The organism is Caballeronia sp. BCC1704 (assembly GCF_902833455.1).
Lineage (GTDB): Bacteria > Pseudomonadota > Gammaproteobacteria > Burkholderiales > Burkholderiaceae > Caballeronia.
This window is the reverse complement of the sequence record NZ_CADFFT010000001.1, coordinates 2,019,133-2,041,994: the sequence shown is the minus strand read 5'-3', so window position 1 is coordinate 2,041,994 and position 22,862 is coordinate 2,019,133. Positions and strand designations below refer to the sequence as shown.

The window sequence follows — 22,862 nt, the reverse complement described above, 5'->3', positions numbered from 1 at the left end:
GATCGGACCGGCGTGCGGGAAGCGCGCCGGTTCCGACGCTCGTACACACAGAACGCATTAGGACAATACAGAAATGGCTATCGTAGAAGTCAAGGTTCCCCAGCTTTCCGAGTCGGTCTCGGAAGCCACCATGCTGCAATGGAAGAAGAAGCCGGGCGAGGCAGTCGCCCAGGACGAAATCCTGATCGAAATCGAAACCGACAAGGTCGTGCTCGAAGTGCCCGCGCCGTCGGCTGGCGTGCTCGCGCAGGTCATCAAGCATGACGGCGATATCGTCACCGCTGACGAGATCATCGCGAAGATCGACACGGAAGCGAAAGCAGGCGAAGCGCCCGCAGCCGCAGCCGCTGGCGACGCCGAAGTGAAGCCCGCGCCGCAAGCCGAGCCGGCCGTGGCGTCGTCGTCGGCGACCGCGCAAGCGACCGCCTCCGCGACGGGCGGTTCGGTCACGGGCGGCGCGGCATCGCCCGCCGCGACGAAGATTCTGGCCGAGAAGGGCGTGTCCGCCGACCAGGTGTCGGGCTCGGGCCGCGACGGCCGCATCACGAAGGGCGACGCGCTCGCCGCGCAAGCCGGCGCGCCCGCCGCCGCGAAGGCCCCGGCTCCGGCTGCCGCGCCCGCGAAGGCGGCGAAGCCTTCGCTGCCGCAAGTCAACGCGCCCGCATCGGCTGACCAGTGGCTGAAGGATCGCCCGGAACAGCGCGTGCCGATGTCGCGTTTGCGCGCGCGTATCGCCGAGCGTCTGCTCGAATCGCAGCAAACCAACGCCATTCTGACGACGTTCAACGAAGTCAACATGGCGCCGGTCATGGATCTGCGCAACAAGTACAAGGACCGCTTCGAGAAGGAACACGGCGTGAAGCTCGGCTTCATGTCGTTCTTCGTGAAGGCCGCCGTGCACGCGCTGAAGAAGTTCCCGCTCGTAAACGCGTCGATCGACGGTAACGACATCGTTTATCACGGCTACTTCGACATCGGTATCGCGGTCGGTTCGCCGCGCGGTCTGGTCGTGCCGATTCTGCGCAACGCGGATCAGATGAGCCTCGCCGACATCGAGAAGAAGATTGCCGAATTCGGCGCGAAGGCGCGCGACGGCAAGCTGTCGATCGAAGAAATGACCGGCGGCACGTTCTCCATCTCGAATGGCGGCGTGTTCGGCTCCATGCTCTCGACGCCGATCATCAACCCGCCGCAGTCCGCCATTCTCGGCGTGCACGCGACGAAGGAACGCGCTGTGGTCGAAAACGGCCAGATCGTGATCCGCCCGATGAACTACCTTGCGCTGTCGTACGACCACCGCATCATCGACGGCCGCGAAGCCGTGCTGTCGCTCGTCGCCATGAAGGACGCGCTGGAAGATCCGGCCCGTCTGCTGCTGGACCTGTAAGAACACCGTGCCTTCGGTGCGCGCGATAGGCTCGCGCGCACCGCTCGAAGGCGTCTCCGCAAGAGCGGGGTCTACTCAAGGAAAGTCATGTCCAAGGAATTTGATGTCGTCGTGATCGGCGCGGGCCCGGGCGGCTATATCGCGGCGATTCGCGCAGCGCAACTCGGCAAGACGGTTGCGTGTATCGAGAAGTGGAAGAACCCCGCCGGCGCGCTGAAGCTCGGCGGCACCTGCCTGAACGTGGGCTGCATTCCGTCGAAGGCGCTGCTCGCGTCTTCCGAAGAATTCGAAAATACGTCGAAGCATCTGGCCGATCACGGCATCAGCGTGTCCGACGTGAAGCTCGATGTGTCGAAGATGCTGGCGCGCAAAGACGGCATCGTCGAAAAGATGACGAAGGGCATCGAGTTCCTGTTCCGCAAGAACAAGATCACGTGGCTCAAGGGTCACGGCAAGTTCACCGGCAAGAATGCTGCGGGCGTGCAGATCGAAGTGTCGGGCGAAGGCGAAACGGAAACCGTCACGGCGAAGAACGTGATCATCGCGACGGGTTCGAAGGCGCGTCATCTGCCGGGCATTCCGGTCGACAACAAGCTGATCGCCGACAACGAAGGCGCGCTCTCGTTCGATTCCGTGCCGAAGAAGCTCGCCGTGATCGGCGCGGGCGTGATCGGTCTGGAACTCGGCTCGGTGTGGCGTCGTCTGGGCGCTGAAGTGACGGTGCTCGAAGCGCTGCCGCAATTCCTCGCCGCAGCGGATGAATCGCTCGCGAAGGAAGCCGCCAAGCAGTTCAAGAAGCAAGGTCTCGACATTCGCCTCGGCGTGAAGATCGGCGAAGTGGAGACGACCGGCAACGGCGTGTCGATCGCGTACACGGACAATCAGGGCAACCCGCAAACGCTGGAAGCGGACCGCCTGATCGTCTCCGTCGGACGCGTGCCGAACACGGACAACCTCGGTCTGGAAAGCATCGGCCTGAAGGCGAACGAGCGCGGCTTCATCGACGTGGACGATCACTGCGCGACGAGCGTGCCGGGCGTGTACGCGATCGGCGACGTCGTGCGCGGTCCGATGCTCGCGCACAAGGCGGAAGACGAAGGCGTGGCGGTGGCGGAAATCATCGACGGACAAAAGCCGCATATCGACTACAACTGCGTGCCGTGGGTCATCTACACGGAACCGGAAATCGCGTGGGTCGGCAAGACCGAGCAGCAACTCAAGGCCGAAGGCCGCGAGATCAAGACCGGTCAGTTCCCGATGATGGCCAATGGCCGCGCGCTGGGCATCGGCCGGGCGGAAGGCTTCGTCAAGATGATCGCGGACGCGAAGACCGACGAGATTCTCGGCGTGCATATCATCGCAGCGGACGCGTCGGATCTGATCGCGGAAGCGGTCGTCGCGATGGAGTTCAAGGCGGCGTCGGAAGACATCGGCCGCATTTGCCATCCGCATCCTTCGCTCTCTGAAGTGATGCGCGAAGCGGCGCTCGCCGTCGACAAGCGCGCGTTGAACATGTAATTCGGCTCGACTTCGGGCAACAAGCAGGGCATCGCACACGAAGGCGAGCGGATCAAACCGCTCGCCTTCGTCACATCGAACGGCAGAAGATGAACGTCACCGAATACTACGAAAACGAACTGCGCACGCGGGGCTACCAGTCCGACGAAGCGCAGCTGGCGGCGGTCGCGCGCCTGCAACGCTGCTACGAAGAATGGGTCGCGTACAAGGCGCGCCGCTCGAACGCGATCCGGAAGTTTCTCGTGCATCCGGAACTGCCGCGCGGTGTGTATATGTGGGGCGGCGTCGGGCGCGGCAAAAGTTTTCTGATGGACAGCTTCTATGCCGTCGTGCCGGTGCAGCGCAAAACGCGCCTGCATTTTCACGAGTTCATGCGCGAAGTGCATCGGGAACTCGAGGAACTGAAGGGCCAGGCCGATCCGCTCGACGAACTGGCGCGGCGCATCGCGAAGCGTTACCGGCTGATCTGCTTCGACGAATTCCACGTCTCGGATATCGCCGACGCGATGATCCTGTATCGGTTGCTGGACCGCCTGTTCAACAACGGCGTGCAGTTCGTGATGACGTCCAATTACCAGCCGGACACGCTGTATCCGGAAGGTTTGCACCGCGACCGGTTGCTGCCCGCCATCGAGTTGCTCAAGAAGAATCTCGACGTGCTGAATGTCGACGCGGGCACCGATTATCGCAAGCGCACGCTGTCGCAAGTGCAGGCGTATCACACGCCGCTCGGCGCGGCGGCGGACAAGGCGCTGCGCGCGGATTACGCGAAGCTCGCCGCCGTTCCTGACGAAAGCCCGATCCTGCATATCGAAAAGCGCGAGATCAAGGCGCTGCGCAAAGCGGATGGCGTAGTGTGGTTCGACTTCGCGACGCTTTGCGGCGGCCCGCGCTCGCAGAACGACTATCTGGAGATCGCGAACCGCTTCCACGCGGTCATCCTTTCGGACGTGCCGCAGATGTCGCCACGCATGGCGTCGGAAGCGCGCCGCTTCACGTGGCTCATCGACGTCTTCTACGACCACAAGGTCAAGCTGCTGATGTCGGCGGCGGTGCCGGCGGAGGACTTGTACGTGGAAGGGCCGATGGCGAACGAGTTCGCGCGCACGGTGTCTCGCATCGTCGAAATGCAGTCGCAAGAGTATCTGGAGGCGCCGCGGCGGCTCGCGAACATTTCGCTTACGTGAGCTAATACGAGAATCAAAAACAGGCGTCTAGCCAAACGGCATAAGGCTTTCGCCGGTTTTTCAAGATTAGGACCTCTCTGATTTGCCGGTTGAAGGGCACTCGGTATCGTTCTGCCAATTAATCAGCAGTTAATTGGAGAGAATGCCGTGAAACCCTACCGCGATATGTCCGACGAAGAATGGCAGATGGTCGCGCCGCTGCTTCCGGAATTGCGTCCGCGCTCGGAGCTGCGCGGCCGTCCGCTGGCCAACACGCGCGCTGTGCTGAACGGCGTGCTGTGGGTCATGTATAGCGGCGCGTCGTGGTCCACGCTGCCGCGCAAATATCCGTCGTATCAGACGTGCCATCGGCGCTTCAAGGCGTGGCATGAATCGGGCGTGCTGCTGCGCGTGATGACGCAGCTCTTCGGCCCAGCCGGTGAATCGCTGTACGGGCTCATGACGTCGCGCATGCGCGTGCCGGCCGAATTGCCGGTTGTGACAGCGCAAGCCTTGGAGCCGATGCGCGCCATCGCGGCGGCGCGCTCGCCGCAGGACGACGAGGCGGTTCGTCACGCTGCCTGAACTGCGCGCTGAACCAAAAGAAACGGGCGGAAGACACGCAGTCTTCCGCCCGTTTTTCTTTGCGCATTGCGAAGTGTTACTGCTGCCGCACCCAAGTCTGCGAGCGCCCGAGCAGCGACACGCCGATATAACCGCGCACCACCAGCTTCTGCCCGCCGTCTTCCAGCTTCATCTTGCACTTGTACAGCTTGCCGTTTTCCGGGTCCAGAATCTGGCCGCCTTCCCACGTATCGCCGTTCTGTTTCATGCCCGTGATGATGGTCATGCCTTTGACCAGTTGATCCTTCCGATCGTCGGTGCACGCGGTGCAGCGCCGGTCCGGATGATCGAATTCGCCGATGCCACGCACCACCTTGCCGGAGAGCTGCCCGCTACCGTCGTCGATGATCTGAATGATCGCCTTCGGCTTGCCGGTGGCGTCATCGATGGTTTGCCAGGTACCCGCGGGCGACGACGCCTGCGCGAACGCGCCCGCCGCCGACATCGCGATAAGCGCGCCAGCCGCGATGCGGACGAAGTGCTTCATAGTGCCTCCTTGTTTTTGTGATCGTGGCGCCCGGAGCCGTTGCCGGGCGCGTTGCCGACGCAGGATACGAGAAACCGTCCGTGGCGTCTGGGAGGAAAGGCTCTAGGCTCGCGCGCCGCCGCGCAGACCGGCTTCGAGCGTGGCGAACGTGCGCGAATCGGTGCGATCGAAATGCAGCGGCGTCACCGAGATGCGCTTGCTCGCGACCACGGCGGTCTCGCTGTCGGGCGCGTTCTTGCGCTGACCGCGCTGGAATCTCAGCCAGAAGTAGTCGATGCCGCGCGGATCGGTCTCATCGACCACGTCGATGCCTTCCACGAGCCCGACGCCTTGCCGCGTCACCGTGAGCGGACCCGCCGCGGATGCATCGCAGTCCGGGAAGTTGACGTTGAGACACGTCGGCGCGTCGTGCGAGATGGCCAGCAACTGACGGATCACGCCGGGCGCGAGCGCGCGCGCCGTATCCCAGCGCACGCTTTCACGGTCGGAGAACGTCTGACTGAGCGCAATGGAGGGCAGGCCGAGCAAAAGGCCCGTCATCGCCGCGCCTACGGTGCCCGAGAACATCGTCTCGACGCCGAGGTTCGCGCCGCGATTGATGCCCGACAACACGAGCGTCGGCGGCGCGTCTTTCATGAGATGCCGCGCGGCCATCACGACGCAATCGCCGGGCGTGCCCTGAACGCCGAAGCGCCGCTCGCCCTGACGCGAGATGCGCAGCGGCGAATGCAGGCTGATGGAGTGCGAAGTACCGCTCTGATCGTGCTCGGGCGCGACGACCCAGACTTCGTGCGCGAGCTCAGCGGCGACGGCTTCGAGCACGGCGAGGCCGGGCGCGTCGATGCCGTCGTCGTTGGTCAGCAGCACACGTTGAACGATGGGTTCCATGGCGGGCATCGCGAATCACTCCTCGGTCGGTTAAGAAGGTCGACCGATTATTACAGAGATCGCGACGGGAAGACGGGCGCTTACCTGACGCCCAAGCCGCGCAGAACGGCGTTGCCGTCTTCGGTGAGGCGCACCTTGGGACCGTCGGCGCCGGGCGAGACGATTTCCACGTAGCCGTACTCCTGCAGCGAGGTCACATCGGGCGGTGCGGCCATCGCGTCGATCGGCGCGTGCATCAGCAAGAGCAGCGTGGCGATTTCGTGATGACTCAAGAGCCGTTTGATGGCTCGCACGGGAGCCGAAGCAGAGCGGAGGTTCATGCGCGAACTCCTTGGTTACATGACGATTCGCGCCGCGGACAGGGCGGCGTCGTGGATGTCGATGATGAAGTGCGGCAAGCGTATCGGCCGAAACTTAGGCGAGACTTAAACGCGGCACGTCGGCAGGGATGCGCGTGTTACAGCGTGTGTCACGCAGTCAGCGCGCGCCTCAGAAGCGGTAGTCGGGGTTGCGTGGATCGAATGTCAGGCCGTCGAACGGCTTCGGCTCGATGTGCTCGAAGACGACGCTTTCGAACACTGTGCCTTCGTTGTCGAAGGATTCGACCGCGCGGATGAGCGGCGCTTCGAGATCGAGGTCGATCACTTCGCGCTTCGCATAGAAGTCGGGCTGCCCGGCCGGCGCGACATACGTCAACGCGACGACGCGCACGCCATTGACGGTCGCCACCGCGATATCCGACGGCTGCGTGATGCCGGCGTCGGCGAACTTCTTGCCTTCGTCGATAAACCGCTGCGTCACGGCATCGATGCCGAGTTCGCGGATCGAATGGTTCGATTGCGCGCGGGCGAGCGGTCCGTTCAGCGATGTCCACATCGGCACGACACCGAGCAAGCCGCCGGCATGGCCGTATAGCTCGTCGGGGCGCTTGGACTCGTCGTAGATGACTTCCTGGCCCGCATGGGCGCCATCGGGCAGCCATCTGGCGTAGATGCGCAGCGGCTCGCGCGTGACGCGTACGAGCATGTGGTCGGGCCGCTTCGGCCATTTTCCGCCGATGCGCTCGCGTCGAAGGATGGTGAATTCGCAGGACGCATAGCGGACCAAGCCGTCGCGCAGGTAGCGCGGCAGCGTCGCGAGATCGAGCGCGCGGAAGAGGGCGACGAGTTCGTCGTCGCTCAGGCGCGCGAGCGTGCCGTCGGCGGCGGCGCGTGCGAGCGATTGGGCTTGTTGGTCGGCGGTTTGCGTGGCGATTTCGTTGACTGCCGGCTGGGGAGTCGATCGCGCGGGTGCCGGGCTAGCGGTGATCGCCGCTGAGAGGGCGCACGCGAGCGTCGAGTAGAGGAGGCGACGGACGTGCGCTTGCGTCATGACTTGTCTTCCCGTTTGGCGGTGCCGGAGTGGTCAGGTGTAAACGGGGAATCGCGGGCATTCTTCCGTTCAGCGCAAGCGTGAGTCGTCGGTTGAGGCGTCCAACAGGTTTGCCGGACGCCCGCTAGCGAGACGCCAAGCCCTATCCCGTCGCCCCCACTTCCTCCGCCGACCGGGTCATATCGATCCCCCTGCGCTCGCGGCTAAAGAAAATCAACGCCGCAATGACCACCGCAACCGTACCCGCGACGATCGCCATCGCCATGCCGTAGTTGTTTCCGTGAGAAGTGGCAATCGACGCCTGCATCGTCGCATTGATTGCGGCCAGCAAATTGCCGAGTTGATACACGAGCCCCGGAAAAGTGGCGCGAATTTCATCGGGCGATATCTCGTTCAAATGCACCGGAATCACGCCCCACGCGCCTTGCACCGATATCTGCATCAAAAACGCGCCGATTGCCAGCGCAACCGGAGTCACCGAAAACGCCCACAGATAAAGCACCGGCAGCGCAATCAGTGCCGCGATAAAAATAGTCACACGCCGCCCGATTCGCTCAGACAACGACCCGAAAAACAATCCGCCGACAATCGCGCCGATATTCAGCACGATGGTAATGATGGACACCGTATGCGGATCGAAGTGATGCTGTTCGCGCAGAAACGTCGGATAAAGATCCTGTGTTCCGTGCGAGAAGAAATTGAATGCGGTCATCAGAACGATCGCATAGAGGGAGAGGGTCCAGTTCTGTTTGAGCGTCGAAAGCAGGCCGGGACGCTTGCGCTTTTCCATCGCTCGCCATGCGGGCGATTCGGGCACATGCGCGCGAACATAGAGCACGAGCAGCGCAGGCGCCACGCCGACGAAAAACATCCCGCGCCAGCCGACGAACTGGTACAGCACGCCGAATACGATCGATGCGAGCAGATAACCGCTCGGATAACCGGCTTGTAGCAAGCCGGACACGAAGCCGCGCGCCTTGGGCGGCACCGTTTCCATCGTGAGCGCCGAGCCGACGCCCCATTCACCGCCCATCGCGATGCCGAAAAGCGAGCGCAAGATGAGAAGCGTCGTCAGATTGGGAGAGAGGCCGGATAGTAACTCCAGCAACGAATAACACGCGATATTGACCATCAGCGTCGGACGGCGGCCGAACTTGTCCGCGAGCCGGCCGAATATCAGCGCGCCGATAGGGCGCATGGCGAGCGTGAGCGTAATGGCAAAGGCGACTTCGGGAATCTTCGTGTTGAATTCCGCGGCAATGTCCTTCAGGACGAAAACCATCAGGAAAAAATCGAATGCGTCCAGCGTCCAGCCGAGATACGCGGCAATCGTTACGTTTCTTTGTTCTCGCGTCCAACTCATCGCCTCGGTCTCCGAATCAGTGTTGATCAGCTTGATATGCAATGCGATTGCACGCGGCGGTCATGCGGCCACGCGGGCAGGACGAGTGTACGCCGCCGTTTAAGAGCGTGCTGATCGTTACTGATGGAGAAAAGACGATAACGCGGCCGATCCATTCATTTGGCTTTAATCCGAGTCATACGTCGAATAAAACCGAAAGCAAAGCGAAGCCGCTTATAAGCAGAAAAATCGCACGCAGAAAACAAAAAGCCCCACGTGCATGTGCGTGGGGCTCTTCGCGAGAAAGGGACCTTGGTGCCCAGGAGAGGACTCGAACCTCCACGGTGTTGCCACCGCTAGGACCTGAACCTAGTGCGTCTACCAATTCCGCCACCTGGGCCAAGGGGTACAGCGAGCCCGCTATTTTAGCGGGAAGCCGAGCCGTGTCAACTGCGCTTCACGACCGGCAGGAGCCGAAAAGCACGGTCTCCGCATAAAAAGAAAACGCCACCCGAAGGTGGCGTTTCCTGACATCTGGTGCCCAAGAGAGGACTCGAACCTCCACGGTGTTGCCACCGCTAGGACCTGAACCTAGTGCGTCTACCAATTCCGCCACCTGGGCAAGGGTGCGTTACTGCGTGGTTCTTTGCGTGCGTTCAGCAGCAAAGAACGCCATTATAGCGACTCGGGAACCGCTGTCAAGTATTTCGACGCGTCGCGAGGCGGGGCTGCGGTTTGCTTCCGTGTAAGGCGCGAGCGCCGGCCTGGCAGCCGGAGTCCACAATAGGCAGTGTTAGAATGATTTCAACGATTGCCGCTCGACTAACGGCAAAACACGGCGAAGTCCAGTCCAACGAGAAGAACTCTATTAAGCCCTTGAGCAAATATCCGTATCCGATTCCCAGCCGCGAAGAGATTCTCGGCGTGCTGCGCACGAGCGAAACGCCTCACTCCGCGAACGACATCGCCGAGGCCCTGTCGATCAAGCGCCAGGAGCGCGAAGGATTTTTCAAGCGACTGGCGGCCATGGAACGCGACGGGCAAATCCGGCTCGACAAGCGCGGCCATTATCAGCTCACGCATCCGTCGAACTTCGTCGCGGGGCGCGTGCAAGGTCATCGCGACGGCTTCGGTTTTCTGATCCGCGATGACGGCCAGGACGATCTCTTCCTGCCCAACGGCGAAATGCAGAAGGTCATGCACAACGACCGCGTGCTCGCGCGCATCGTCGGCTATGACCGGCGCGGGCGGCCCGAAGGGCATATCGTCGAAGTGACCGACCGCGCGAACAAGCGCATCATCGGGCGGCTGGTGAATGAAAACGGCGCGCTGATCCTCGTGCCGGAAGACAAGCGCATCGGCCACGACATTCTCATCACGCAGAACCCGAAGAAGGCGAAAGTCGGGCAGGTCGTGTCCGTCGATCTGACGGACTTTCCGAGCCGCCATTCGCAGCCGCTCGGGCGCGTGGTCGAAGTGATCGGCGATATCGACGATCCCGGCATGGAAATCGAGATCGCGGTGCGCAAGTACGGCGTGCCGCATCAGTTCAGCGACGCCGCGCTCGCCGCGGCCGCGAAGCTGCCCGACGAAGTGCGGCCGGTGGACATCCGTCATCGCGTGGATCTGCGCGACGTGCCGCTCGTCACGATCGATGGGGAAGACGCTCGCGACTTCGACGACGCCGTATATTGCGAGCCCGTCGCCGTCGGCCGCGGACAAGGCTTCCGTCTGCTCGTGGCGATCGCCGACGTGTCGCATTACGTGCGTCCGAACGAGCCGCTCGATGTCGACGCGCTGGACCGCAGCACGTCGGTGTACTTCCCGCGCCGCGTCATTCCGATGCTGCCCGAGAAGCTTTCGAACGGGCTGTGCTCGCTGAATCCGGACGTCGACCGCTGCGTGCTCGTGTGCGACATGATCATCACGGCGCGCGGCGAGATCAAGGCGTATCAGTTCTATCCGGGCGTGATGCACTCGGCGGCGCGGCTTACCTACACCGAAGTCGCGGCCGTGCTCGCCAACACCAAGGGCCCGGAAGCCGCGCGGCGCGCGGAACTGGTGCCGCAGTTGCAGAATCTGTATGGCGTCTTCAAGGCGCTGCACGCGGCACGGCAGAAGCGCGGCGCGATCGACTTCGACACGACCGAGACGTATATCGTCGTGAACTCGCAGGGCAAGATCGAGCAGATTCTGCCGCGCCATCGCAACGACGCGCATCGGCTCATCGAAGAGTGCATGCTCGCGGCCAACGTCTGCGCGGCGGACTTTCTGAAGCGCAACAAGCATCCGGGCCTGTACCGCGTGCACGCGGGGCCGACCGAGGAAAAGCTCGAGAACCTGCGGCAGTTTCTGCGCGGCGTCGGCCTGACGCTGACAGGCGGCGACAAACCGCACGCGAGCGACTATGCGGCGCTCATCGCCCAAATCCGCGACCGGCCCGATGCGCAGATGCTTCAGTCGATGGTGCTGCGCTCGATGCAGCAGGCCGTCTACAGCCCGGACAACATCGGTCACTTCGGGCTCGCGTACGAAGCGTACGCCCACTTCACGAGCCCGATTCGCCGCTATCCCGACCTGCTCACGCATCGCGCCATCTACGCGATTCTGCAGGGCAAGAAATACGTGCCGGATATTGGCCACGACGTTTCGCTGAGCACGGGCTTGACGAAAGCCGCGCGCGAAATGCAACTGGCCGACGACAGCGCGCGCAGCCGGTCGCGCAACAGCGTCGCGGTGTGGGAAGAACTCGGCCTGCATTGCTCGTCGAACGAGCGTCGCGCCGACGAAGCGTCACGCGATGTCGAAGCCTGGCTCAAGTGCTATTTCATGCGCGACAAGCTCGGCGAGGAATACGGCGGCATGGTGAACGGCGTGACGTCGTTCGGCATCTTCGTGCAACTCGATTCGCTCTTTATCGAAGGGCTCGTGCATGTGACCGAACTCGGCTCGGACTACTTCCAGTACGACGAGATCAAGAACGAGCTGCGCGGCGAGCGCACCGGTATCCGCTATCGCATGTTCGATCGCGTGCGCGTGCAGGTGGGCCGCGTCGATCTCGATGCGCGCAAGATCGACTTCCGTCTGGTGCGCGATACGCCGGTGAAGCCGTCGCCGCGTTCGTCGTCGGGCGCGGCCGATCACGGCGCCTCGGGCGCGAATGGCGCAACGGGTCCGCGCATTCGTCCGCTGAACGACGACGCGCCAAGCACGCGTCAGCGCGGCGGCACGAAGAAGGGCGCGTCGCCGGCGGCGCGCGGCGGCGCGGCGAAGAAACGCGGAGGGACGTCCAACTCGGCGTCGAAGTCGTCGGCGCAGGGGCGGCCGGCGCGCAAGAAACGCTAGCCGACGCTCATCGCGTCAACGAATACGCGCGGTCCGGTGCGCTTTGCACCGGGCCGCGTCGTGCTTTTCATGGTTATCACGAAGGTTCGAATCAGTCATGTCACGTCTCAAGGTTCTTTACGGTTTCCACGCGGTGACGGCGCGCGTGCGGGCGGATGCCTCGTCTATCGAGGAAGTGTTGTACGACCCCACGCGCAAGGACCGCCGCATGCAGGACTTCCTGCGTGCCGCGAAGGACGCGGGCGTGCGTCTGATCGCCGCCGACGAAGGGCGTCTTTGGGGCCTCGCGGGCAATATCCAGCATCAGGGCGTCGTGGCCCGCGCGCACGACTTGCCGCTCGCGCAGAACCTCGCCGAACTGCTTGACGGCATCTCGGGAACCCCCTTGCTGCTCGTGCTCGACGGCGTCACCGACCCGCATAATCTTGGCGCATGCCTGCGCGTCGCGGACGCGGCGGGCGCGCATGCGGTCATCGCGCCGCGCGATCGTTCGGCGGGCCTCAACGCGACCGCCGCGAAAGTGGCGAGCGGCGCGGCCGAAAGCGTGCCGTACATCACGGTGACGAATCTGGCGCGCGCGCTGCGCGAACTGAAGGATGCCGGCGTCTGGGTGATCGGCACGGCGGGCGAAGCGACGGCGAGCGTCTATGAGACGAAGCTCGACGGCCCGGTGGCGATCGTCGTGGGCGCGGAAGGCGAGGGCATGCGCCGCCTCACGCGCGAGACGTGCGACGAGATCATGCATATTCCGATGGCGGGCGCGGTGGAGAGCCTCAACGTGTCGGTGGCGAGCGGGGTGTGCCTGTTCGAGGCCGTGCGGCAGAGGATGGTGAAGAAGTAAGCGTGTCCAGCATGTTTCGCTTCGTCTTTATTGCGCTTGCCTGCGCAGTCATCACCGCCTGCACCCCCACCATGCAAAACCGCGGCACCTACATCGCCGACACGCAACACCACGCGAAAAACGCCGATTCGCGCGTGCGTTTCCTCGTCATGCACTACACGGAAATCGACGAAGCGCGTTCGCTCGCCGTCCTCACCGGCGATGAGGTCAGCGTCCACTACGTCGTGCCGGACGCGCCGCGCATCGAGAACGGCGAGCCGGTCGTCTATCAGCTCGTGCCGGAAGACAAGCGCGCGTGGCATGCCGGCCAGAGCTACTGGCAGGGCGCGACGGAGCTGAACGCGTCGTCGATCGGCATCGAGAACGTGAATCTCGGACCGATCAATACCCCCGCCGGACGCACCTGGCAGCCGTATCCGCCCGCGCAGGTCGATGCGCTCGTGAAGCTCTCGCGCGACATCGTCGAGCGTTACGGCATTCCGCCGACGCGCGTGGTCGGCCATAGCGACATCGCTCCGCAGCGCAAGATCGATCCGGGTCCGCTCTTTCCGTGGCGCACGCTGTACGAGGCGGGCATCGGCGCATGGCCCGACGACGCGACCGTCGCCGCGCATCTCGCCGGCCGCGATCCCAGGGCGCCGTGCGACGTGCGCGCGTTGCAGGAAAAGCTGAAGCGCTACGGCTACGACGTCGCCACCGACGGCATGCTCGACGAGAAGACGCGCCGCGTCTTCGGCGCGTTCCAGATGCACTTCCGGCCGTCGGACTACGCAGGCGACGCCGATGCGCAAACAGACGCCATCGCGCAAGCCTTGCTGGACAAATACTTCCCCTGACCGTTGCGTTAGACAAAAGAAGAAATGGGCGACTACTTCCTGCCGCTGCGCGCGCTCCATATGACGTGCGCGGGCCTGAGCATCGCTGGCTTCGTTGTGCGCTGGATCTGGATGCTGACGGACTCGCGCCTGCTCGCCACACGTGCGAGCAAGATCGTGCCGCATATCGTCGATACGCTCCTGCTCGCGAGCGCGATTGCGCTCGTCGCGATCATCGGCTTCGGGCCGAACGCGGCGTGGCTGGGCGCGAAGATCGCGGGCCTCGTCGTCTACATCGCGCTCGGCACCTTCGCCCTCAAGCGCGGCCGGACGAAGGGCGCACGCGCCGTCTTCGGCGTGCTGGCGATCATCGTGTTCGCGTTTATCGCGTCCGTCGCGCGCACGCACGATCCGCTCGGATTCCTGCACGGCATCCTCTGACCGCACGCGCAAAAAGCGCGGGAAGGCGGCGCGCGCTCCGATAAAATCGCGTTTTACCCTCACGCGCAGCACCATTTCCATGACTCAGGACGAACTCAAGCAGCGCGTCGGCCAGGCGGCGGCCGACTACGTGAACGCGCACGTGCCCGAAGGATCGATCATCGGCGTCGGCACCGGATCGACGGCGAATTGCTTCATCGACGCTCTGGCCGCCTCGAAAGGGCGTTATCGCGGGGCCGTATCGAGTTCGCTCGCGACGACGGCGCGGCTCGAATCGCACGGCTTCAAGGTGTTCGACCTGAACGACGTGGACACGCTGCCGGTGTATGTCGACGGCGCCGACGAAATCGACGCGAGCGGCGCGATGATCAAAGGCGGCGGCGGGGCGCTCACGCGCGAGAAGATCGTGGCGTCGGTGGCCGAGGTATTCGTGTGCATCGCGGATGCGAGCAAGCGCGTCGACGTGATGGGCACGTTCCCGCTGCCCATCGAAGTCGTGCCGATGGCGCGCACCGCGATCGGCCGCAAGGTCACCGCGCTCGGCGGCGTGCCGATCGTGCGCGTGACGCAGGACGGCATGCCGTTCATCACCGACAACGGCAACGAGATCATCGACGTGAAGGGTCTCTCCATCACGGACCCGCGCGGACTCGAAGCGCAGATCAACGCGTGGCCGGGCGTGGTGACGGTGGGTCTTTTCGCGGCGCGCGGAGCGGACCTGTGCCTGCTCGGCACGGAGCAGGGCGTCGGCCGCATCGACTACTGAAGCGCGTCGCCATAAGCACAACGGGCCCGGCAACGCGAGTCGCCGGGCCCGTTTTCGTTGCATGCAGCGCTCAGCGCTTAGTATGCGTTTCGTCCGATGAAGCCCTTGAACAGCGTCATCGCGACGATCTTGATGTCGAACCAGAACGACCAGTTGTGAATGTAGAACAGGTCGAATTTCACGCGGTTCTGCATCTTCTCGACCTTCTCGGTCGCGCCGCGATAGCCGTTCACCTGCGCCCAGCCGGTAATGCCCGGCTTGATGCGATAGCGGAACATGTAGCCGTAGACGAGATCCTTGTACAGATCGTCGTGTTCGATCGCATGCGGACGCGGCCCGACCACCGACATGTCGCCGAACAGCACGTTGATGAACTGCGGCAGTTCGTCGAGGCTCGTGCGGCGCAGGAACGCGCCGATCTTCGTCACGCGCGGGTCGTTGCGCGTCGCCTGCGTCACGTGACCCTTGGTTTCGCGATGCACGGCCATCGAACGGAACTTGTAGATCTTGAACGGCCGTCCGTCCGCGCCCTTGCGGTTCTGCGTGAAGAACACCGGCCCTTCCGATGTCGCCTTGATCGCAATTGCAATGGTGATCATGATCGGCGACAGCGCGAGCAGCGCGGCCGCGGCAAAGCAGCGGTCGAACAGCTGCTTCGGCCACATCTGTAAGGTGCTGACAGGCGATGTCGTCAGGTTGATGGTCGCGAGCCCCGCGACATCGGTCATCGAATGGTTGAAGAGCGAGATGCTGCGCGTGTCCGGAATCAGCCGCAGATTCACGAAGTCGTGCCGCAGCGCATGCACGAAGCGATAGATCGTGTGTTCCTGCGAAAGCGGCAGCGCGAGCCACACTTCGTTGATGTCCTCGGCGCGCACTTTTTCGACGAGTTCGTCGAAGTCGTTGAGCACCGGCAGGCGCATGGACGCGCCGGGCCGGCTGCCGAGGCCGCTTGCATGGAGTTCTTCGTCGCCCGTCGTGTCGAGCAGACAGACGGGCGTGAAGCCTTGCTCGGGCGTGCTGGACAGATGCGCGAGCAGCGTGCGCGCGAAGCCCTGCGCGCCGACGATCGCCACCGTGCGCTGATTGAAGCCGCGGCCGCGCATGATGCGCAGGCTCGCGTACACCGCGCATTTCGCGAGCACGATGAGCGCGCCGGAGATGAGCGTCGAATACGCGAACCAGAGCCGCGACACGGCGTCCATGCGATGCAGCGTGAAGGCGAGCAGAAGCGCCGCGGCGGCCACCGTCATCCAGGCGAGCGTGACGCGCGCCAGCATCATCGGAAGCGGCTTGCCGCGCCAGGCTTCGTACACGCCGAACGTCGGGAACAACAGCAATGCCAGCACGCTATTGAATGCGATCAGGAGCTTCTCGATATCGCTGAATTCGAGCGAGGAAAAGCGCATGGAATGCGCGATCACCCCGCCCGCGATAACGAAGAACACGTCCAGACAGCGCGCCGTCCAGCCGAACATATCGTGACTTTTATTGTGCATCCGCATCTCAGACACTGGAGGCCGAAGCCGTCTCCTGCGCGCGCAGACGCGGCAGCAGGCGGTCGAACTCACGTTTGACGAGGCCGTAGCATTCGCACGCGCGCGCTTCCAGCCCTTCGCGATCCACCACTTTGATGCAGCCGCGGCTATGGTGGATGAGGCCCGCATCGTGCAGCTTGCCGGCCGCTTCGGTCACGCCTTCGCGACGCACGCCGAGCATGTCCGCGATCAGTTGCTGCGTGACTTGCAGTTCGTTCGACGCGGTGCGGTCGATTTCGATCAACAGCCAGCGGCAAAGCTGCTTGTTCAGCGAATGATGACGATTACACGCTGCGGTCTGCGCGACTTGCGTGAGCAGCGCCTGCATGTACAGGAGCATCAGGCGGCGCAGAAAGTCCGAACGTCCGAACTGTTCGCGCAGCGCCTGGGCGCTCATGCGGTACGCGAAGCCCGGGCACTGCACCTGGACACGCGTGGGCATGGTTTCGCCGCCGGTCAGGACCGGCACGCCGGTCATGCCTTCACGGCCGACTGCGGCGATTTCGACCGAGCCGCCGTCTTCCATCGTATGCAACAGAGAGATGATGGCGGTCGTCGGGAAGTACACGTGATGAATACGTTGGCCCGAATCGCAGAGCAGTTGCTCGGTGCGGAGTTGAACCAGTTCGAGATGCGGAGTCAGAGCTTGCCACTCATGTGCCGGAAGGGCGCCGAGGAGGTGGTTGCCGTGCAGGTCGGACTGAAGGGTCAGCATGTTTGTTCTCTCGTAACTTCGCGCGTTGCGCTTCACTTTTTTCTTTACTGGTGTGATCGTTCTCGGGTCGCGTCTTTCGCGGCTATGAAAACGTCTCACACCAGCCCCGTTAGCAGCCCGTGCTCGCTTGAGTTGATTTAGTAGATCGCGTCGCTTCGGGTTGCGCGACTCTTTTAGCGAGGACTGTGCCAATGCGGCGAACGTCAATGCTGGTGGGGCCTCACTGCTCGAACCCCTGCTGTGATGCGGCGCAGCGTCGCTATTTTGTTTCAGTCTTGAACATTGCTGGTCTTAGGAATCCCCATACGCCCGGAGGGGTATCGTCAGCGCAAACGGCTCGCGGACGGGGCCGAGCTTCGACGATCACCGTGCGATAAGCCTCAGAGGCCCGCGTCACACTGCGAGAACCCCTCCTTTTGTAGGGACATTGAAAATTGATTCATCTGTGTTCCATCATGTTCGTGGCCTAACGAACGTGCTGCCGGCGCGAGACCTCTTGCTTCCCGCCAAAGCCTTGCCGCATAAGGCTTTGCGCGGAGTGAAGAATGTGTTCCATGGCAATTTCGCAAACGGCTAAACGTTGCGCCTGCTGCACGAAACGGCTCGTCTGTGGGCCATGCCGCGCCCGAATGCGTGAATCGTGCCCGCGAGAAGGCGTGAGTTGCCCCACATAGGGCGCGCGAGCGATTCGTTTTTCCCCCGAAAACCGCGATCGACGTGTCAAACGTTTGCGCTGCGCACGGCGATGCCGAGGTTCGACGCGATACCGGAAGGTCCCCGCCGAACGTATGGAACGCGCCATTACGCGGTGCGGAAATGTTTCATCGGGGACAATAGGGTGCATGCCGCACGTCGCATCTCACCATGCGAGCGTGAAATGCGCATGACGCGACGTGCGATCATCGCGATGTCATACGCGCATGCATTGCGCATGCATTGGGCATGCATCGCGCACCACGCATTGGAATGATCAACAGACGATAGCCGCGAGCGTGGGCACCACGCGCTCGTACGCGGCTTCCATGATGTCGAACGAGGCGTCGCAGAGATCCGCCTGCCCGTCTGCGAGCGCCCGCGCGAGCCGGCATTGCAGCGCCATCGCTTCGCTTGCTATCGCGCGAGCGGCCACGTGCGTCGTCACGGGAATATCGAAGCCGTGTTCGCGCATCCATTCGAGGTAATGCGCGAGCAGTTCGAAGTTCGCGCCCAACTGACGCATCACATGACACCCATAGGGCCGCGCATACGCTTCTTTGCGCTCGAGCATCGTATCGACGTGCGCGGGAAACGCGCTGCGCCAGCGCGATATCGGGTTGTGCATCGGACGGCGCAGCAGATGCGCGCATAAGAGGTCCGCCGATCCTTCCGCAAGCGCTGTCCCGCCGAGCGATTCGCCCACGCGTTTGATGAACTCCACATGCGGGAATAGTGCTTGCCCATGCGTTGTGCCCGCTGCACCGGATAACGTCGTATCGTGCGCGGCCTTGGTTCCGAGCACGCCGTCGTAGTCGTCGCCGTGAAGCAGGTGATAACCGCTGTGATGAAAGTAACCGAGCCGTCGCGCGTTGGGATCGATCACATCAATGCCGATGGTGGTCTTCACATGCTCGCGTCGATAGTGCGTCGCGCGCATGTCGGGCAGAAAGAACGCATCGACTTCGACGAGGACCGTATTGCCGCGGCGCGTTTGCACGAGCGCGCGTTCTTCGAGCGAGCCGAACAGAGCGAGTTCATGCACCTGCAAGCCGTAGAGCTTTTCGATGTCTTCACAAGGCGGACGGCCGAGCGTGAACTGATCGTCTTCGAAGTCCTGCGTGACCGTGTAGGCCAGCATCGCATGCGGTTCGAGTCCGTTGCCATGCAAGAGCTCGATCCACAGGTCGACGGGGCCTGCGCCATCGCGCCAGATGCGTTCGGCGCGATGCAGCGCATGCGCGCGATGACGTTTCGCGCGCATGCGCAAGGGATCGAGTGAAACGACGCGTGAACGACTGACGCCGGAACTCGTCATACCGCTGGTATGAAACGCGCTCATGGGCTTACCTCGGGCCTGAAAAGCCGGCAACCGATACCGCGTGCGCGCCGAAGCATTCGTTGTTTTTACCTGCGTTTTTATCGCTTGCGCTTTTATCGCTTTCTAAGGCGCCGCGTTCAATGGCGGGTTGCATTGTGATTTTCCCATGAAGGTGCGCAACGACGCGAGTGCTATCGCGGCACGTGCACGAGCCTTCCGCGCGTGGCGCAGGACTCGGGTGACATGTCGTGATGGATCTCGTGAAGGCGTCCTTTTCCCCGAAGACGCCTTCTTGTGTGGTTGGCCTTATTTGACGGGGCTGCAAGCCCTGGAGTCGGTGCGCCCCCGCACTGAAAGCTTGTTTCGCGGGACGTAACGTTCAATCGTCGCAACGCCGGTGAGAAACCGGCAGCAAGGAGAACAACCAATGAATTGGAAGACCCTGGATTTCGAACAGCTCACTGCGCGCGAGCTTTATCTGATTCTGCGTGCGCGCAGTGCGGTGTTCGTCGTCGAGCAATCGCATGTGCATCTCGATGCGGACGGCCGCGATGAAACCGGCGTGCACGTCTTCGCCACGGATGACATGACGCGCCCGATGCCGGTGCTCGCTTACGCCCGCATTCACGAAGGCGATCTCGAAGATCCCGAAGTCGTCGTAGACAAAATCCTGACGAGTCCGCTGCGTCGTGGCGATGGCACCGCGCACGCGCTCATCGAACGCGTGCTCAACGTGTGCGCCGAACGTTGGCCCGGCCGCGCCGTGCGGCTCACGGCGCCCGTGAGTCTGCGCGCGTTTTACGAAGCGTTCGGTTTTCGCAAGACGGAAGGACCGTTCCTCGAACACGGCATGCCTTATATCGGTCTGACAAGAAAAGGCCGCACGACGCGCGAAACGAGCGCAAGCAAGTTGCAGCAAGCGGGCGTCAACGCGTTCGCCAATACGTACGAACTGCTTTGAAGCGCGACGCGCGCCGCATGTCTTCGGCGCGCGCGTGTCTGCGATACCCATAGCTCTTCTTCATAACGATAACGAACCGCGCGGCCGGCGTAATCACGCATGCCGGCACGCGCGCAACCGGCACCCTCATGCGAATAGTCCATCTCGCCAACCACGCGCAGATCATCGGCAACGGCACCGTCAACATGATGGTCGATCTCGCATGCATGGAGGCGCGCATGGGACACGACGTGGTCGTCGCTTCATCGGGCGGCGGCTTCGAGCCGCTGTTGCGGCGTCATGGCATCACGCACATTCCGTTGCAACAGTCGAGGCAGCCCTGGCGCGTGCCGTCGATGATCGCGGGCTTCAATCGTCTCATCGATCGTTTCGATCCCGACATCGTTCACGCGCACATGATGACGGGCGCGCTCATCTCGCGATTCGGCAGCATGCGCCGCCGCTTCGCGCTCGTGACCACCGTGCATCACGAATTGCAGAAGAGCGCGTCGCTCGTGCGCGCGGGCGATCGCATGGTCGCCGTGAGCGATGCCGTTGCACGCACGCTGGAGGAGCGCGGCATCGGGCGCGAGCGCGTGTCGGTCGTGCTCAACGGCGCGGTCGGCGCGCCGCGCCTCACGTGTCGTCCTGCGGCGCGTCCGGTGCACATGAAGCGGCCGAGCGTCGTCTGCGTCGCGGGAATGTATCGGAGAAAAGGCATTGCGGATCTTCTGAAAGCCTTCGCGATCGTGCGGGAACAAACGGCGCATCAGCGCGACTTCATCGCGGAGCCGCACCTGTATTTGATCGGCGATGGTCCCGAGCGCGAGTCGATGGAAGCGCTCGCCGCGGAACTCGGTCTGCAATCGGCTGTTCATTTCACGGGCTTCGTGACCGACCCGCGCCCTTATCTCGCGAACGCCGACGTCTTTGCGCTCCTGTCGCATCAGGACCCGTGTCCGCTTGTGATCGCCGAGGCGCGCGAGGCGGGCTGCGCGATTCTCGCGACGCGCGTGGGCGGTATCCCCGAACTGCTCGATGGCGGCGGCGCGGGCGTGCTCGTCGCGCCGGGCGATCCGGCGCAGGCCGCCGCGAAGTTGCGCTGGCTGCTGCTCGATTCGCAAGCGCGCAGTCAGTATGCGGCGCGCGCGCGGGAAGACATTCAGCGGCTTTCGGTCGAAAGAGTCGGCAGCGACTACGTCGCCATCTACCAGCAGACGCTTGCGGAGCGCGAGGCGCTGCAACGCCGCGATCAACGCATGCATGCGAGGCGTCCGCGCGCCTCCGACGGTGCCATGTAAGCGCCCCAATACGCCGCGCAAAACGATGCGACGGCGTTTGAAAGCCGCATTCTCATGAACTAAGCACTGCATGAGAATTTCGGTAATCGCGTCATACAATAGCCGCCCCCGCGCGGGCGAGCGTTCGCGTTCGCACAGAAAGCCTACGAGATGCTTGCTCAAATGAGTGCATGAACGGCTGACGATTTCCGGCCGAAAAATCACACAATAAAACGCCGCGCTGCGACGCTGTCATTCATCAGTTTCCCTGATGAACGACGGCGCCCGCGCGGCGCGAGCGCAGGAATTGAGCGTACGAATACTCAATCGATAGGGCAATTAATAGGGCAACGAATGGTAACGGCGGCCAACGAAGGCGGCTCGTGTGCGGCGATCAGAGGGAATACCCTGTCAGGAAATTCCTCACTGGTTTTCAGCGCGACGAAGACGCAACGTGTAGTGCGACGAATGGATGTTCGCAAATTCCTCGCCCTGGCCGCCGCAGGGCGCGTGAGAGAACGCGCGCAGACACACATGGGCTACGGACAGGCGGATAGGGGAGAAGCGTGATGGATGAAAACAAAGAGCGGTCGCTGGTGGCGAAGGTCATGGACGGGCTGGTCTCGGGGATCGTCGAGCAGAAGTACGGCGCGATACTGCCGCCGCAAGACATCCTTTCGAAAGAGTTCGACGTGAGCCGCACCGTCATGCGCGAAGCGCTCTCGATGCTGCTCGCCCGTCATATGCTGGACGTGCGGCCGAAAACCGGCACGCGCATCCGGCCGATGAGCGACTGGCGTCTCATCGACGAAGACGTGGTGTCGTGGCGTTTTCGCGCGAAGCCGGACCAGACTTTCTTGCGGGATGTAATCGAATTCCGCATGTTGATCGAGCCGCGCGCCGCCGCGCTCGCCGCCGCGCGCGCGACGCCCGATGAGATCGCCGGCATCCGCGACGCGTTCGATACGCTCTCGCGCCTTCAGGTTGGCGAGCCCGAGTATCAGGCAGCGGACGAAGTGCTGCATACGCGCATCGTCGCCGCCAGCGGCAACCAGTTCTTCCGGCAGATGACGGCCATCGTGCGCGGCGCGCTCGTGACGGTGAATCCGATCGTGGATGGCATCGAGTCCGTGCGCGAGGCGACGCTCGCGGCGCAGCGCAGCGTCGTCGAGGCGATCGAGGCGAAAGACCCGGCAGCCGCCGAACGCGCGACGCGCTCGCTCGTCGATCTCGCGGCGGAGGAAGTTGGGCGCGCGTTCTCGCTCGAACGCATGATTCAGCCGAGCCAGCCGGTCTCGCCCCCGGACGTGAACGCGTCGGCCGGAGCCTGAGCGGTCTCTAGCGCTGCCGCTGTCGGTGCGAAGGCGCGGCGCGATCGCATCGT

The 22,862-nt window shown here is 63.2% G+C and carries 20 protein-coding genes and 2 tRNA genes; 12 read left to right on the top strand and 10 right to left on the bottom strand.

The annotated features are described in order from the left end of the window. Positions 1-73: 73 nt before the first annotated feature. From odhB to HWX53_RS09500, 4 genes are all read left to right on the top strand, one after another. A complete protein-coding gene (gene odhB, locus HWX53_RS09515; protein ID WP_175940493.1) occupies positions 74-1,387 on the top strand; it encodes a 2-oxoglutarate dehydrogenase complex dihydrolipoyllysine-residue succinyltransferase in 1,314 nt (437 codons plus the stop codon). Positions 1,388-1,474: 87 nt separating this feature from the next. Next, positions 1,475-2,905: a dihydrolipoyl dehydrogenase gene (gene lpdA, locus HWX53_RS09510; RefSeq protein ID WP_175940492.1), complete on the top strand. Its 1,431-nt coding sequence runs from the start codon at positions 1,475-1,477 to the stop codon at positions 2,903-2,905. An 89-nt stretch (positions 2,906-2,994) separates the two neighbouring features. Then, complete coding sequence (gene zapE / locus HWX53_RS09505; RefSeq protein WP_175940491.1) at positions 2,995-4,092, top strand: cell division protein ZapE; 1,098 nt, start codon at positions 2,995-2,997, stop codon at positions 4,090-4,092. Positions 4,093-4,239: 147 nt separating this feature from the next. After that, entirely contained in the window at positions 4,240-4,656 is a 417-nt protein-coding gene (locus tag HWX53_RS09500; protein WP_175940490.1) for a transposase, read from the top strand. 76 nt (positions 4,657-4,732) lie between these two features. Here HWX53_RS09500 and HWX53_RS09495 read toward each other — a convergent pair whose 3' ends face one another. From HWX53_RS09495 to HWX53_RS09465, 7 genes are all read right to left on the bottom strand, one after another. Next, positions 4,733-5,182 (bottom strand): DUF2147 domain-containing protein, encoded by a 450-nt coding sequence (locus tag HWX53_RS09495; protein ID WP_175940489.1) that lies wholly within the window; start codon positions 5,180-5,182, stop codon positions 4,733-4,735. 102 nt (positions 5,183-5,284) lie between these two features. Beyond that, a complete protein-coding gene (gene surE, locus HWX53_RS09490; RefSeq protein WP_175940488.1) occupies positions 5,285-6,079 on the bottom strand; it encodes a 5'/3'-nucleotidase SurE in 795 nt (264 codons plus the stop codon). 71 nt (positions 6,080-6,150) lie between these two features. Then, positions 6,151-6,390, bottom strand: a complete 240-nt coding sequence (locus tag HWX53_RS09485; RefSeq protein ID WP_175940487.1) for a hypothetical protein — start codon at positions 6,388-6,390, stop codon at positions 6,151-6,153. Between the two features lie 169 nt (positions 6,391-6,559). Then, positions 6,560-7,441, bottom strand: coding sequence for a DUF1571 domain-containing protein (locus HWX53_RS09480; protein WP_175940486.1), 882 nt, complete (start codon positions 7,439-7,441; stop codon positions 6,560-6,562). 142 nt (positions 7,442-7,583) lie between these two features. Further along, positions 7,584-8,804, bottom strand: coding sequence for an MFS transporter (locus tag HWX53_RS09475; protein ID WP_175940485.1), 1,221 nt, complete (start codon positions 8,802-8,804; stop codon positions 7,584-7,586). A 292-nt stretch (positions 8,805-9,096) separates the two neighbouring features. Then, positions 9,097-9,183 (bottom strand) — tRNA-Leu (locus HWX53_RS09470). Positions 9,184-9,318: 135 nt separating this feature from the next. Further along, positions 9,319-9,405 (bottom strand) — tRNA-Leu (locus HWX53_RS09465). Between the two features lie 254 nt (positions 9,406-9,659). Here HWX53_RS09465 and rnr point away from each other — a divergent pair. The 5 genes from rnr to rpiA all read left to right on the top strand — a co-directional run bounded on the left by rnr (position 9,660) and on the right by rpiA (position 14,991). Next, entirely contained in the window at positions 9,660-12,128 is a 2,469-nt protein-coding gene (rnr, locus tag HWX53_RS09460; RefSeq protein ID WP_175940484.1) for a ribonuclease R, read from the top strand. Positions 12,129-12,225: 97 nt separating this feature from the next. After that, positions 12,226-12,969, top strand: a complete 744-nt coding sequence (gene rlmB / locus HWX53_RS09455; RefSeq protein WP_175940483.1) for a 23S rRNA (guanosine(2251)-2'-O)-methyltransferase RlmB — start codon at positions 12,226-12,228, stop codon at positions 12,967-12,969. A gap of 11 nt (positions 12,970-12,980) precedes the next feature. Next, entirely contained in the window at positions 12,981-13,805 is an 825-nt protein-coding gene (locus HWX53_RS09450; RefSeq protein WP_175940665.1) for an N-acetylmuramoyl-L-alanine amidase, read from the top strand. A 24-nt stretch (positions 13,806-13,829) separates the two neighbouring features. Then, entirely contained in the window at positions 13,830-14,225 is a 396-nt protein-coding gene (locus tag HWX53_RS09445) for a SirB2 family protein (RefSeq protein WP_175940482.1), read from the top strand. 79 nt (positions 14,226-14,304) lie between these two features. Next, the gene (gene rpiA, locus HWX53_RS09440; RefSeq protein WP_175940481.1) at positions 14,305-14,991 is read left to right on the top strand and encodes a ribose-5-phosphate isomerase RpiA; all 687 of its coding nucleotides are present in this window, start codon (positions 14,305-14,307) and stop codon (positions 14,989-14,991) included. A gap of 77 nt (positions 14,992-15,068) precedes the next feature. On the opposite strand, the gene HWX53_RS09435 is transcribed toward rpiA, so the two are convergent. The 3 genes from HWX53_RS09435 to HWX53_RS09425 all read right to left on the bottom strand — a co-directional run bounded on the left by HWX53_RS09435 (position 15,069) and on the right by HWX53_RS09425 (position 19,201). After that, positions 15,069-16,469, bottom strand: a complete 1,401-nt coding sequence (locus tag HWX53_RS09435) for an undecaprenyl-phosphate glucose phosphotransferase (protein WP_175940664.1) — start codon at positions 16,467-16,469, stop codon at positions 15,069-15,071. A 28-nt stretch (positions 16,470-16,497) separates the two neighbouring features. Then, entirely contained in the window at positions 16,498-17,244 is a 747-nt protein-coding gene (locus tag HWX53_RS09430) for a Crp/Fnr family transcriptional regulator (protein ID WP_159836384.1), read from the bottom strand. A gap of 970 nt (positions 17,245-18,214) precedes the next feature. Beyond that, entirely contained in the window at positions 18,215-19,201 is a 987-nt protein-coding gene (locus tag HWX53_RS09425; RefSeq protein WP_244140022.1) for a DUF1839 family protein, read from the bottom strand. A gap of 484 nt (positions 19,202-19,685) precedes the next feature. On the opposite strand from HWX53_RS09425, the gene HWX53_RS09420 reads away from it, so the two are divergent. The 3 genes from HWX53_RS09420 (at position 19,686) to HWX53_RS09410 (ending at position 22,809) form a co-directional block, all read left to right on the top strand. Next, the gene (locus HWX53_RS09420) at positions 19,686-20,219 is read left to right on the top strand and encodes a GNAT family N-acetyltransferase (RefSeq protein WP_175940479.1); all 534 of its coding nucleotides are present in this window, start codon (positions 19,686-19,688) and stop codon (positions 20,217-20,219) included. A 128-nt stretch (positions 20,220-20,347) separates the two neighbouring features. Beyond that, positions 20,348-21,499: a glycosyltransferase family 4 protein gene (locus HWX53_RS09415; protein ID WP_175940478.1), complete on the top strand. Its 1,152-nt coding sequence runs from the start codon at positions 20,348-20,350 to the stop codon at positions 21,497-21,499. A 548-nt stretch (positions 21,500-22,047) separates the two neighbouring features. Then, complete coding sequence (locus HWX53_RS09410) at positions 22,048-22,809, top strand: FCD domain-containing protein (RefSeq protein WP_175940477.1); 762 nt, start codon at positions 22,048-22,050, stop codon at positions 22,807-22,809. The last annotated feature ends 53 nt before the right edge of the window (positions 22,810-22,862 follow it).